7 protein-coding genes are annotated in these 13,947 nt (G+C 71.2%); all 7 read right to left on the reverse strand.

Features of this window, described 5'->3' with window-relative positions:
• A partial coding sequence (locus APY03_RS00100) for a DUF4781 domain-containing protein (protein ID WP_157103353.1) occupies positions 1-8,895 on the reverse strand: 8,895 nt, incomplete at its 3' end.
• Positions 8,896-8,947: 52 nt separating this feature from the next.
• A complete protein-coding gene (locus APY03_RS00105; RefSeq protein ID WP_068672714.1) occupies positions 8,948-9,979 on the reverse strand; it encodes an EscU/YscU/HrcU family type III secretion system export apparatus switch protein in 1,032 nt (343 codons plus the stop codon).
• A gap of 9 nt (positions 9,980-9,988) precedes the next feature.
• On the reverse strand, positions 9,989-10,771 hold the full coding sequence (gene sctT / locus APY03_RS00110) for a type III secretion system export apparatus subunit SctT (protein ID WP_068672715.1): 783 nt from the start codon (positions 10,769-10,771) through the stop codon (positions 9,989-9,991).
• A gap of 2 nt (positions 10,772-10,773) precedes the next feature.
• Entirely contained in the window at positions 10,774-11,289 is a 516-nt protein-coding gene (locus APY03_RS00115) for a serine kinase (protein ID WP_068672716.1), read from the reverse strand.
• A 2-nt stretch (positions 11,290-11,291) separates the two neighbouring features.
• Positions 11,292-12,629, reverse strand: a complete 1,338-nt coding sequence (locus APY03_RS00120) for a FliI/YscN family ATPase (RefSeq protein WP_068672717.1) — start codon at positions 12,627-12,629, stop codon at positions 11,292-11,294.
• The gene (gene sctL / locus APY03_RS00125) at positions 12,626-13,264 is read right to left on the reverse strand and encodes a type III secretion system stator protein SctL (RefSeq protein WP_068672719.1); all 639 of its coding nucleotides are present in this window, start codon (positions 13,262-13,264) and stop codon (positions 12,626-12,628) included. Before sctL ends, APY03_RS00120 begins: the two co-directional genes overlap by 4 nt.
• Entirely contained in the window at positions 13,246-13,941 is a 696-nt protein-coding gene (locus tag APY03_RS00130; RefSeq protein ID WP_068672721.1) for a SctK family type III secretion system sorting platform protein, read from the reverse strand. Before APY03_RS00130 ends, sctL begins: the two co-directional genes overlap by 19 nt.
• Positions 13,942-13,947: the final 6 nt, after the last annotated feature.

The following is a 13,947-nucleotide window of genomic DNA, read 5'->3' on the forward strand; positions in this document are numbered from 1 at the left end:
CGCCCAGCCGCGGCGGATCGCCGATTCCGAGAACCGGGTCGGCTTGACCTTCGCCTCGCCCAGCGGGGCATTGAAGAAGTCGGTGACGCGGGTGAAGTCCACGTCCGCCTTCTTGCCGCGGTTGGATCCGTACTCGTCCAGGTAGTCCTTGCGCGTGCCGCGGAAGATCGCGATGTCGCTCGCCACCTTGGCGACCTGGGGCAGCGCCTGGCCCCAGTTGCCTTCGGCGATGTACATGCCGCCCAGGATCGCGTCGGAGAGGGTCAGGCCGATGGTGCCGCTCGAATCCCCCCACGACGAGTACTGCGGCAGGCGCGCGATGAAGGACGGCTTGACCATGGGGGTGCCGTCCTCGTTCACGCCGGGATGCTTGACCGCGGCGGGCTTGCCCAGCCCCTTGAGGTAGAGCACGAACTTCGAGTTGCTGTCGGTGGCCTTGTAGACGGGTACCGGCTTGCCGTTCTTGCCGACGGGCACCTCCTTCGCCGCATCGGGTGCGGGCGTCCCGTCGGGATCGGTGCGGGCCGGCGTGGCGGCGGCGCTCTCCTGCTCCCCGCGCTCGCCGAAGTCCTTGCCCGTCCTGGCCTTGTAAAGGGTGGCGTAGCGGTTCGCCACCGTCGCGCCCAGGCCGGTGGCGTTGCCGATGGCGTAGTGCAGGCTGCCCTCGTTGCCGATCCACTGGCGCAGCCCGTCGGCGGTCGTGACGTCCCAGCGCCATTGCTGCGTCGGCGCGTCGAAGATCGGATTCAGGTAGAGCCGCGTGCCGGCCGAGTGGCTCAGGCCGAAGCTCAGGACCCGCATCCCGAAGAGCGTGCGCCCCATCGGCGAGTTCGGCGACGTCAGCTTCCCCGGGCTGCCATCGAGCACTTCCTGCGAGCGCGCGTCCTCCGGATTGACGCGCAGGGTTTCCGCAGCCAGCTCGATGCTGTGGCGATCGGCCTTGGGAATGCCGCGCAGCGCGCCGCGGGCGCCGGTCGTGTGCCGCTGCACGGTGTCGAGCGGAATGCCTTGCAGCACCTTGAGCGCCTCGGTGCTGCCCTCCCCCTTCGCGGCCAGCGTCCGGATGGCTTCCTGGTAGCGCAGCCGGTCGGCGTGCGGCACGTTGCGCAGTACGCGCCCGCGGAGGGCGCCGGCGTGCTGGGTGCCGCGCCCCACGTCGGGCGCGGTCGTCAGCAGGGCCGCGGCGTGCACATCCGCCGGGTTGTTCTGCAGGGTCTTCAGGGCCTCGGCGTACTCGCGGCGCAGCGCGGGCGGCACGCGCCGCAGCCAGCCGCGTGTGCCGCTGACCCGGCGTCCGCTGAGTTCCTGTGCGCCGCGCTGCAACGTCTGCAGCGCGTCGATGTTGGCGGGGTCGCGCGCCAGCGTGTCGAGGGCTTCGCGATAGCGCTCGCCGTGCCCGATGCCACGGCGCGTGGCATGCCAGCTGTCGAGCTGGTTCTTGAGCTGGAACAGCGCGGCCTCGCGCCTGGCGGGGTCGGCAATGTTCTCGATCAGCGCGAAGCTGTCCTGGTGCTTCGGGTCGAGGTGCTTCAGCAGTCGGATCTTCGCGCCCTGGCGCAAGCCGGCGACGCCGCCGCGGTAGAGGAAGGCATCGAACGCATAGCGCAGGAAGAAGTTGCGCGCACCCACGTAGGTCGCCAGCGACACGCCGGCCGCCGACAGCCCGAGCGCGCCGCCGCCCCAGCGCACCGCCGCATAGAAGGCGGCGCCGGTGCCGATCATGTAGCCCGCCGTCTTGACGAAGACGGCAGTCTTCTCGCGCGGCGTGAAGACTTTCTCGTTCGGCTTCATGGTGCTGCGCGGATCGATGAACTGCTCGCCGGGCTTCGGCGCATGGGCCGCATCCCGGTTGGCGACGCTGACCGGATGCACGCTGCCATCGGCACGCACGCCGACGATGCCGTCGACCTGGTCGTTGCGGAAGCGCCCGCTCGCAACCACCTCGGCCATCGCCGTCTTGGGTCCGATCAGGCGCACCACGCCGACCAGCGCGCTGGTGCCGTCGTTGGCCTGCGCGGCGGCGGCACGCGCCGTCTCGAAGCTGGAGTACACGTGCGAACGGTCGAGCAGCTCGAAGCCGGCATCGCGCTCGCCCTGGTTGATTCGTGCGGCTTCCTTCGCCAGCACGTAGCGCCCGCCGACGAAGTCCGGCGTACCGAGAAACGCCGGCGCATCGCCGCGCGCCCATTGCGCGAAGCGCCTGCGCAGCGGGATGTCGCGCGCGCCGTGGCCGTCCGGAGAGGACGCGGTGCTGAGGTAAAGCGTCTGCTGGACGTCGGCGTCCGTCGCCGGGATGGAGCCCGCCTCGGCCTCGGCCAGCGTGCGCGGTCCGGCGTAGGCGGGACGCGGCCGGGTGAAGTCCGACGGCCCCTCGAGCAGCGCATCCATGTCCGGCTCGCGCGTGGCGAGGCTGGTCGATTCCCCGGTCTGATGCTCGCCGCCTCGTCCGCCCGCCAGCACGGGGCCACGCCGCGACTGCAGATTGACGACGGGCACGGGCGCGGCCTGGCCGTCGGTGCCGATGCGCACGGCACCGACGATTTCGTCGGGCTCCGCCTGCCCCCGCCGCACGAGGCTCGGCCGCCCTGGCGCGGCCTGCACGCGATGCACCCAGGCACCGCCGGCCTCGGCCGCGGCGGCGCGCGCCTCCTCGAAGCTTGCATAGGTGTTGCGCCGCTTCGCGCCCAGCGTGGCACCGCCGAAGATGACCTCCTCCGCATCGAGACGCGAGACCACGAAGCGGGTCTGCGCATCCGCGGGCGCGGCCATGATCCGGGTGCGCACGGCGTCCCAGTCCGGCGTGGTGCGGACCGGGCCAGTGGGCTCGGCGCTGACGCGCACGACCGGCGCAGGCCCCTCGGTGGTCGCCGGGTCCATGGCCCGCGAACCGAGCGGACGGCCGTCCGCGCCCACCAGCCGCACGCTGCCGTCGCCGCCCAGTTGCGCCTTCAGGTTGCCCCACGGCGAGGAGGCGCGTCCGGGCACCTGCCGCGGCGTGCCCCCTTGCGCCGGCTCGGGCGCGACCGCGGGCGATGGCTGGCGTGCGGCGGGCGCCCTGGCAGCCGCCTGCGCCGGCGCCGAATCCGGCACGGCCTCGGGCAGCGCCAGTTCGGGATCGGGCCGGCGCATGACCACCTGGCGCGGCCTCGGCGCGGCCGCGGCGGCGCCGTAGTCGGGATTGCGGACGAAGGGCCGCACGAAGCGCCCTGTCGCCGCATCGATCTCGGCCCAGCCGTAGACGCGCTGCCACGGCACGGCGCCGTCGATGGCGACCTCGCCCTCCATCGCGATGGTCTCGCGCAGCGGGCCGGGGATGGCGTCGATTCGCCCCGTGCCCACGTAATGCGCGAGCACGTCGGTGCGCGAGCGCGCGTCCGGGTTCAGCACGTACATGTAGGCCGTCTCGCCCTCGCCCACCCGCTGCGGGTTGCGGGCCAGGAAGGCCTTGTTGTGCGCCACCGTCTGCGAGGTGCTGACCCAGCGCCCGGAGGTGTTGGCCTCCACGTAGCTGCCGAGGCTCGGACGCGTCACTGCGCCATTCGCCGGCCGCGGCTGCACGCCGCCCGCGGCGCGCAGTCGTTCGGGGGCCTGGGTGTCCAGCCTGAACAGCATGGAGCCGCGGTTCTCGCCGGGGTCGAAGCCCTCGGGATACAGGTCTTCACGCAGGCGCGCCATCTCTGCGTCGACGGCCGGATCGCGCGGCGGCTCGCGCAGCTGCGCGAGCGGGTCCGGCGCGGCGGACTGTCTGCGCTCCTGCCGGTGCGGCGAACGCTCGCGCCGCTGGACCGGTTCGTCGTTGGCCGCCTGCTGGCGCAGGGCCTCGTCGGAATGGCGCGCCCGCCGCTCGCCGCCGGGGCCGGTGCCGCCGTCTGTGCCGTCGGGCGAAGCGGCCTTGGTGCTGCGCGAGAGCGGCAATGCGACCGTGGTCACCGGGTCGACGTCGGCGGCAGGCTCGGCCGTGTCGTTGCGTGCCGGTCGGCGCCCGGGCGGCGGCACGACGATGCCGTCATCACCGGCGGTGGGCATGGCCGGGCGCGTATCGCGCCCTGGCGGCGGCACGGCGACGTCGGGGCCGGTGTCGGGCGCCGCAGCCCTCGCCTCCGGTGCGCCGTCCGCGGTGCGCAGCGCGACCGGCGTGCCCGCCTGCGGATCGCCCGGCGCATGAAACGTCGCCGCCGCCTGCGAGGGATCGAAGCCTTGCGCGCCACTGCCGAAACGCGCCCGGGTCGCGTCGTGCACCCGCACGTACCCCTTGGCGAACACCGGCGAGGCGAAGCCGCTGGCATTCATCGCCAGCATCGCGAACTGGCTGCTGCGCTCGCCCGGCGCGAGCTGGTCCCAGTTGTCGTGCAGGTAGCGGGCGCCCTCCTCGAAGGCGTAGGCGCTGCCCGCATCCAGCGGCCCCACCTTCTTCAGCACGCCCACCGGCAGGCTGGCGAAGGGCCGCGACATCGCCGAGGCGGGCTGGCCCCAGGCCTGTGCGCTCTGCGTGTAGCGCTGGTAGTCGGCAAAATGCCTGCCGGCCAGCGCGGCGTCGCCGCCCTCCTTGCCGGCTTCCTTGAGCGCGGCTTGCAGCGCGTTGCGCGCGCGCATGGCCTGCACGGTGGCGCGTGTCGAGGCGCCGACCACCGGCACGGCCGCCACCGACAGGCCCAGGTTCAGCCAGTCCAGCCGCGCCTGCGTGCTGGTGAAGGGATTGATGTCCTGGCCATGGCTGCCCTGCTTGTAGAGGCTTTGCGCGGAGGTGACGGTGCCGTAGCCGGCCGCCAGCAAGGTCAGCGAGCCGGCCGCCAGCATCACGCCGGGCGCCGACAGCGTTCCCAGTGAACCGACCGTGAGCACCACTCCCGCGACGAGGCCGACGCCGCCCACCACCCAGTCGATGTGCGACGTGCGCCGGAAGGTCTCCCATCCGGTCTCGGTGCGCGCGTCGCCGGTGTAGAGCTTGACGTTGCCCCGGTCGTCGAGCGTGAAGTTGCCGTCGCTCGGCATCGCGAGCTGGACGCCTTCAACCGGCAGGCTGTTGTTGGCGCGGAAGTCGTCGAGGCTGTCGTAGGTCCAGGCCTGCTCGTCGACGAACTCCACCTCCCTGCCCTTCGGATCGTCCTTGTTCTCGACCTTGAAGATCGCGGTCTTGACGATCCCGCCCTTCTCGCCGTCGAGCGCATAGACCACGGGCAGCACCGTCACGCGCGCCTTCTCGCCGCCGTCCTCGATGATCCGGTCGACGATCTTGTCGCGCATCTCCTTCTGTTCCTTGCCCAGGCCGGTGTAGAGGTCCTGGGTGCGGCGCAGCCGGTCGTTGGTGGCGGGGGCGTTCGGGTCGAGCCCGGTGGTCGGCTGCCAGCCCAGCGCGGTCGCCACCTCGTTGGCGAGGTGGGTGCGGCTCTCCATCTGTGTGGGCTGCCCGCCGTACTGCACGAAGTGGCTGTTGATGATCGACTGCGCCATGCGCGCCGGGTCCTTGTCGAACAGCCGGTAGAGCGCGCGCGGATCGTCGTGCTGTTCGGGGCTCAGGTTCTCGGCGATGTACTGGTACTCGCGCGCAGCGGCCTCCTCGTTGGCGCCGGCGGCCAGCACGCGGTCCGCGAAGCCGTCCTTGACCTTCGCTTCCTGCAGCGCCTTCCAGGTGTCGCTGCCGCTGTCCGACAGGCCGGGATGGGCCTTCTTCCAGTCGTCGTGCGCCTTCTCCGCCGCGCCCAGCTCGCGCGTGGCGACCTGCTTGTAGTGCTGGTTGCGGGCCGTGATCCAGCCGTTGCGCGCGGTCTCCGCCTTGGCGTGCATCTCGTCGGCGTGCTCGCGCGGCGGCTTGGCATGGCTCGCGTCGAGTCGGCCGGCGCGCTCGTTGGCCTCGTAGAGCTGGCGCGTGCGGTTGGCCTCCTGCCACAGCAGCACGGCGTCCACCGCCTTCTGCTCGGCCAGCGCGATGTCGCGCTCGGCCCTGGCGTCGTCGCGTGCCTGGGTGAGCCGGGTCTTGTCCCCGGTGCCCGCGTCGAGGGCGCGCTGTGCGTCGTCGAGCTTGCCGTTGGCATCGGCCACCTTCTGGTCCACCGCCTTCTTGCGCGGGCCCAGGTCGTCGGCGAAGTTCAGCTTCGGCACCGGCTTGCCGTCAGGGCCGATGACCGGCGGCGCGTCCTTCGACGGCGGGGCATCGGCCGCCGTCTGCTTGCGCTCGGCGAGCAGCTCGTCGCGCGCCTGTTGCGCGGCGATCAATCGCCCGCCGCCCACCCGCTTGTCCGTGTTGGTGTCGTTCCAGAGCTCGGCGGTCGCCGGGTGCATCTTGTAGGTGCCCTTCTGCACCACGTAGTTGACGATCCCGTCGCTGCGGCGGCCCAGCACCTCGGAGCTCTTCTTGAAAGTGACGGTGTACCCGCCGCCGCAAGGGTTGTAGCGCACCTCGATGTCGTCCGGCGACAGGCCGCGCGGCAGGCCCTCGGCATTGACCTTGCCGTCCTTGCCCGGGACGATGTTCCAGGTCGGGTCGTAGTTGTCGGCGTAGATGTCGGTGCCGATCGTCTTGCCGTAGTTGCCGCTGTTGGTCCGCTTCTCGACGAGCAGTGTGTCCTGCGGCTTCACGAACGGCGCGGCGGCATAGGCGTAGGGTGCGCCCAGGCTGGCCTGCTTCGCGTGCTCGAGCTCGAGCCGGGTCTCGTAGTCGCGCACGTCCAGGTCGAGCTGGTCGTACTTGTTCTGAGCGGCGTCCTTCTGGGCCTGGGTCGCCTTGCTGTCGGGCGCGGTCAGGCGGGTGACCTCGTCCTCCTGCGCCTCCAGTGCCTGGCGCGCCGCCGGCAGCTTGTTGCTGGTGATGTCGGCCTCTTCAGCTGGCGTGAGCGAGGGCTGCGCCTCGCCGGCCTCGCGCTGCGCATCGCGAGCCTTGGTCTTCAGGTCTTGCAGGTGCTTGGCATCCACCGTCTTGCCGGCGGCCTGGTCGTACTGCGCCTGGCGCAGCTCCCGCATGGCCTTGAGCGCGTCGGCGTTCTTCTGCGCCGCGGCCTGGTTCTGCAGGGCCACGCCCATCTGCTCGGGCGTGGCCGAGGGCGCCCACACTCCCTGCACGCCGGGCGGCGGCGCGGGGTTGCGGAGCTTGGCCTGCGTCGTCGCCACGGTGTCGTTGGCGTCGGTGAGGCTGGTGTCGATCTTGCCGGCGTTGCCGATGAAGCGCGCCGGATCGATCTTCGGGTCCTGCCCGCCATCGCCGATCAGGTCGCTCTGGATCTCCTGGAACTTCGCGGCGGCGCCATCGGCATTCGCGTTGGCGGCATCGGCCTTCTTCTGCGCGGCCCACAGGCGCGCGGTGACCGGGTTCATCTCGGTCTTGCTCTGCTCGCCGTTGCCGAGGTCGATGACGTAGTACCACTTGCCGTCGATGTCCTTGACCTGCCTGGCCATCTCGCTGCCCGGCGTGACCTCGAAGGTCCAGTCGTAGCCCTCGGGCAGCTCGGTGGTCTCGTAGTCGCCCTGCAGGAAGCCGCCGTGGTGCTTGACCTTGTAGGGCTGCGGCTGCTTCTCCTTCTCCGCGTCGTAGGCGGCCTTCGCATCCCGCAGTTCGACGGCACTGTCGCTGCGTTCCAGTTCCGCGGCGGCGTCGTCGCGCACCGCGTGCACGATGTCGCGGGCATCGATGGCGAGGTCCAGCGCGTCCTGCGCCGCCGCCAACTGCTTCGGGTCGTTGGCGGTCTTCGCGAGTTCGTAGGCCCTGGAAGCCTCACTGACCTCCAGGTCCGCGACGCGCACGTTGTAGTCGGCATTCACCGAGCCGATGAAGCTCTGCGTCTTGTCCGGGTCCTTGCGGTCGGGTGCGGTGCCGCCGTAGGTGCGGACCAGGCCGTCGAGACGGTCATTGGCCTCGTTGGACAGCTTGCGCAGCCGCGTGGCCTCGTCCTTCGCGTTCTGCTTCGCGGTGATGATGGTGTCGTTGCCGCCGGGGCCGTCGCCGAAGCTCTTGGCGTAGGCCTCTGCCTTGTCCGCCGCGGCGTCGGCATCGGCGGCGGCCTGGCGGCCGTCGGCCACCTGCTTCCTGCCGTCCTGCTGCACGTCGTACTGCTCGCTGCGCAGCTGGCGCATTGCCGGGCTCTCGGCCTTGACGACGCCGCTCGCCTGGTCGATGTTCTCGCCCATGCTCGTGGGCTCGAAGACCCCGCCCTTGTCGACCGCCGCGCGCAGCTTGTCGGCCTGGGCCCGGATCGCCTTCTTCGGGTCCTGCCCCTGGGCCTGCGCCTGCACGGCCGCGTTGCGCATGTCCTGCTGCGCGGCTGTCAGCCATTCGTCCACGGCCTTGTTGAGCGCGGCCTTGTCCTCTTCCTTGGGCTTCTCGCCGCGGGCCTGCGCGTCGAACACCGGCTTGGCGGCCTTCTCCGCCTTGTCGAGCAGGGCCTGGGTCTTCGGATTCGCGGGCCTGTCCGCGGCAGGCGCCGCGCCGGGCGGCGAGTCGTAGAGGGCCACTGTCTTCTTCGCCGCAGCGACCTCGCTCTGCGCCGCGCGCGTGCCTTCCGAGGGATCGTTCTCCGGCCGGCGCTGCTGCACGTCGTCCAGCTTGGAGCCGGCCAGCGTCTTCTCCTTGTCGCGCAGGTTGGCCGTCGCCTCCTTCTTGAGCGCGTCGGTCTCGTCCTTGCTGGCCTGGGTGCGCAGCTTCGCCGCATCGGCCTGGTCGGCCTTGTCCTTGCTCTGCGCGGCCTTGGCTTCGGCCGCTTCGGCATCCTTGCGGGCCTGGTCGGCCTTCTTGCGCGCCTCTTGCGCGAGACGCCGCGCCTCCTCGGCTTGGCGCCTGGCCTCCTCGGCGGCGCGGCGTGCCGCCTCCTCCGCCCTTCGTCGCGCTTCCTCCGCCGCGCGCAATGCAGCCGCGTTGTCGATAGCGGCCTGGCCTGAGAGCTGGGAGGAACCGGCGGGTGCAACCATGGTGTTTCGCTCGATGTGATTCAGTTCGTTGGAAGACGGTCGTCGTGGCCCATCACTCGACCCCCTGCGCCCAGCGCAGAAGCTTCGCGACCGGCGCGAACAATGACCGCGGGATGGCCTGGTCCACCGGCACCTCGGCGTAGAGGCGCTCCGCCAGTTGCGGCTCGAATTCCATCGGGACCAGGCCCTCGCCCGCGTGGCGCCGGATCTGGGCGGCGACGTCGCCCTCGCCCCGGGCGATCACGCGCGGCAGGTCTTTCTCGCCGAGGTACTGCAGCGCCACCGCGGTGCGGGCCGAATGGATCACGGCCGAGGCCATGCGCACCCGGTCGCCGAGGCTCGCATACACCGCCTCGAAATGGGCCGAGCGGCGGCGCGACTGGTTGAGCGGATCGCCCTCGACCTCCTTGTATTCCTGGCGCAGCTCCTCGACGGACATGCGCTGCTGCTTCATGAACTCGTAGTGCTCGTGCGCGTAGTCCACCATCGCCATCAGCGCGTAGATCACCACCGCCCAGCCGAAGGCCACCAGCACCATGTGGGACGCGGCGCTCATGATGGTGCCGGGATAGGCATACCCCAGCTTCAGCGAGCTGTCGACGAAGCCGCGCACCACGACATACATCAGCGCCGCGAGCAGGATCGTCTTGACGCTCATCTTCAGCAGGTTGATGAGGTTGCGCGTCGAGAAGATGCGCTTGGCGCCCTCGGCCGGGTTCATGCGGTTGACGTCGGGCTTGATCCGCTCCCAGGCCGCCACGCCGCCGACCTGGAACAGCGAGCCCGCGATGCCGGCCACGGCCGCGATCGCCATGATCGGCAGCGTGCCCCATAGCAGCGCCTCGCCGGTGTGCAGCAGCAGCTCGGCGAAGCGGTCGTCGGGCCGCGTCAGCAGCGCGGCGCTGGTGGCATGCAGCCACAGCTCGCGCAGCAGGCTGTAGAGCGTCTCGCCGCCCAGCCAGACCGAGACCAGCACCACCGCGAAGACGGTGGTGGAGGCCACGTCCGAGCTGAACACCACCTCGCCGCGCTTGCGCGCATCGCGCAGGCGCTTCGGCGTGGGCTTCTGGTCCTTCTCGGCCATGCTGCTGCGCTACAGGGTGGCCCGCAGGAAGTCGAGCACCCCGTTCTCCGGCCGCAGGAATTCCTGCAGCGACTCGTACACGAAGAAGACGAAGAGCAGCATCATCAGGTGCGCCAGCAGGCTCTTGAGCGGCTGCGAGAACACGAAGACGTTGAGCTGCGGCGCCACGCGGCTGATCAGGCCCATGCCCAGCTCGACCAGCAGCAGCACGAAGATCACCGGCGCGGCGAGCTTCACGATCCACAGGAACAGCGTGTCGCCCTGCCGGATCGCGAACTGCTCCAGCACCGCGCCCACGTTGGGGAAGAACGAGCCCACCGGCCACAGCCGGTACGAATCGACGACCACGCCCAGCATCGCCAGCAGCCCGCCGGCCGCGACGAAGAGCGTGATCACCAGCCAGCCGAGGAACTCGCCGGTGGGCCCGTTCTCGTGCCCGGCTACCGGGTCGAAGAAGGAGGCGTTGCCCGAGCCGGTCTGGAAGTCGATCAGGTCGCCCACGCTCTGGATCGCCCAGATGAAGATGCCGAAGCCCAGGCCCAGCAGCAGGCCGATCAGCGCCTCCTTGCCGGCGATCAGCACCCAGGTGCCGATGCCCACCTCGGGCATGGCGCCGGCGGCCGGCGACATGAAGATCGCGAGCATCAGCAAGAGGCCGTTGCGCACGATGCCGGTCATCATCCCGCCGGACAGGAAGGGCACGACCGCAAAGATCGCGAACAGCCGCGGCAACGTCAGCACCACCGACGAGAAGAACCTCTCGATGTTGGCGAGCTCGAGCGCGCTTTCCATGGCTACACGGTTCTCCGCGCGGCCCAGGCCTGCGAGGCCGCTTCCTCGGCAGCTTCGTCCTGGCGCGTCTCCTGCAAGGCCAGGCGCTCGGCGCGGGCGCGTTGCTGCATCTGCCGGGCCTTCTCCAGTTCGCCGCTGGCGTCGCGCAACGCCTGCCGGCTGCGGGCCAGCACCGCTTCGCGCTGCGCATGCAACTCGCCCGCCTGCACGGCCTGCTGTCGCGCCTGCGCGATCTGCGCATCGAGCGCGCCGCTCCAGGCGCCGGCGTGGCGCAGCTGCGCGACATTGCTTTGCCCGCCGGCCAGCGCGCCGACCGTGGCCTGCCAGTGCGCCGCCTTGCCCTGCACCTGCTGTTCGCACCAGGCCGCGGCCTGCAGAAGCTGTGCGTGGCTTTGCTCGGCCGCCTCGCGGTCGCGCGCGACCACGCCCAGGGCAGCGGTCTTCTGCCGCTCGCGCACGTCGATCAGCAGCTTCCAGTCGATGCTGTCGGCGTTGCTGCTGCTGCTGCTGCTGCTCATGGTCAGGCCTCCTCCTGGAAGCGCTGCAATGCCGCCAGGCAGGCCTCGTAGTCCTGCTGCGCGTCGGGTGGCTGCGCAAGAAAATTCAGCATCGCCGGCCGGGCCCGGATGGCTGCGTCCGCCAGCGCATCGCTGCCCGCCTTGTACTCGCCGATCTGCACCAGCAGCTCCATTTCCTGGTACTTGGCCAGCAGGCCGCGGAAATGCGCCGCGGCCTCGCGGTGCGCGCGCGAAGTCACCAGCGGCATCACGCGGCTGATGCTGGCGAGCACGTCGATGGCCGGGTAGCGGTTGGCCGCGGCGAGCTTGCGCGAGAGCACGATGTGGCCGTCGAGAATGGAGCGAACGTCTTCGGCGATCGGGTCGTTCTCCTCGTCGCCCTCGGTCAGCACCGAGTAGACGGCGGTGATGGAGCCTGTGCGGCCCTGCCCTGCACGCTCCAGCAACTGCGGCAGCATCGAGAAGATCGAGGGCGGGTAGCTGCGCCGCGTCGGCGGCTCGCCGCTGGCCAGGCCGATCTCGCGCTGGGCGCGCGCAAAGCGCGTGAGCGAATCCACCAGCAGCAGCACCTTCTTGCCCTGGTCGCGGAAATGCTCGGCGATGGTGGTGGCCACGTAGGCCGACTTGATGCGCTCCATCGGCGGCCGGTCGGAGGTGGAGACCACCATCACCGTCTTCGCCAGGCCCTCGGGGCCCAGGCTGTGCGCGATGAACTCCTGCACCTCGCGCCCGCGCTCGCCGATCAGCGCGATCACGTTGACCTCGGCGCTGGAGCCGCGCGCCAGCATGCCGAGCAAGGTGCTCTTGCCCACGCCGGGCGGCGAGAACACGCCGATGCGCTGGCCTTCGCCCAGCGTCAGCAGCGCATCGACGGCGCGGATGCCGGTGGGCAGCGGCGCCTCGATCATGCGGCGCGCCAGCGGGCTCACGGGCTCGCGGTGCACCGGCAGCTGCGCGCGCGTGGCAAGCGGGCCGCGCGCGTCGATGGGCTGGCCCAATGCGTCGAGCACCCGGCCCAGCAGCGCATCGCCCACCGGGCAGACATGGCCACGGCCGGTGGGCAGCACCTCGGTCAGCGCCGAGATGCCGGTGATGGGGCCGAGCGGCGTGAGGACGGCGGTGTTGCCGCGAAAGCCCACCACCTCGGCCAGCAGCGGCGGCTCGCCCGGCGTGACCAGTTCGCAAAGCTCGCCCACGTGCGCCTGGATGCCCGAGGCGTCGATCAGCATGCCTACCGCCTTGCTCACGCGGCCGCGCATCGACACCGGCGTGATGCGGCCGAAGGCCTGGTCGAGGTCGGCGACGATGTCGAGGGCGCTGGCAGACGGGGCTTGGCTCATGGCGCGCTTTCTTTGGCGGGCAGCAAGCCGCCGCGCTCCACCGCGCGACGGAAGGCCTCCAGCTGGGCCTCGACGCCGATCTCCAGCACGCCCGAGGCGGTCTGCACCACGCAGGCGCCGTGCTGCAACGAAGGGTCGGGCGCGAGGCTCAGGCTCATGGTCCATTGCGCCTCGTGGCGCAGCCGGGCCAGCACCTCGCGCAGGGTCGCCTCCTGGGCCGGCGCGACGCGCACGGTGACGAAAGGCTCGCTGCGGATCAGCGTGTCGACGCGCAGCAGCGCGGCCTCGAACAGTGCGGCCGGATCGGCGCCGGCGATGAACTGCCCCACCGCCTTGACCACGATCTGCGCCATCGACGTGCGCAGCGCCTGCATCTGGCGCTCCGCCGCCAGGGCTTCGGACACCAGCTGCGTCGCGTACTCGGCCTTGGCCTGCTGCAGGCCCTGTTCGTAGCCCTGGCGGCGGCTGGCCTGCGCCTCCTGCTGCGCCTGCTGCGAGATGCGCCGCGCCTCGCGCCGCGCGGTTTCGACCACGGCCGAGGCATCGAGCAGGGCCGCGTACTCGTGTTCCTTGAGCACCTTGCGCTCGCTCAGGAGCTGCAGGTTCTCGGTGGTGATCAGAAAAGCCAGTCCCATTGCGGCAGTCTTTCGGGAACGATGCAGGAGAGCATCAGCTCGTGGAGTTGGCGGGCCTGGCGCGGCTCCAATTGCGGCAGCGCGAGGGAAGAGACGCGCCGCGGCAGCTTGTGCTGCAGGCGGCGCAGCACCGCCTCGCCCTCGGGCGCGAAGGCGCCCAGCAGCAGGCGGTGGCCACGTTCCAGCACGATGCGGCCGGCGGCGATGGGGCGCTGCTCCAGCGCTGAATGGTTCATGCGCAGCTCGCTGAGCCGAGGCACGCGGTCGAGCACGAAGTCAACCGCGTCGGCATCCAGGCGGCAGGCCTGGCGGCGCAGTTGCCGGCCCGCGCCGGCGCGCAGGCGGAACAGCGGCAGGTGGGCGCAGAAGCCGAGGTAGGCGGCGAGCCGGCGCAGCGCGCGCGCATCGAGCAGCGCCAGGCGCTTGAGGCGCGAATCGAAGTTGTAGTCCGCCGAGGGCGGCGGCGCCTGGTCGCGCCGCAGCAGATCGGCCAGCACCGCACGGCCGCCCTCCCCCAGGCGCGCCGGCACGCGGTGCTGCGCCGGCCAGTGGGCCGGCAGCCAGCTGGGATGCAAGTCGTGCTCGGGATGCAGGTTGAAGCGCATCACCAGGCGCACCAGGTCCATCGGGCCGGGGGCGGCCTGGGGCGGGCTGGGTGCGGTGGCGGACGTGTGCATTCGACC

The sequence above is a fragment of the Variovorax sp. WDL1 genome (genome assembly GCF_001541225.1).
Classification (GTDB): domain Bacteria; phylum Pseudomonadota; class Gammaproteobacteria; order Burkholderiales; family Burkholderiaceae_C; genus Variovorax.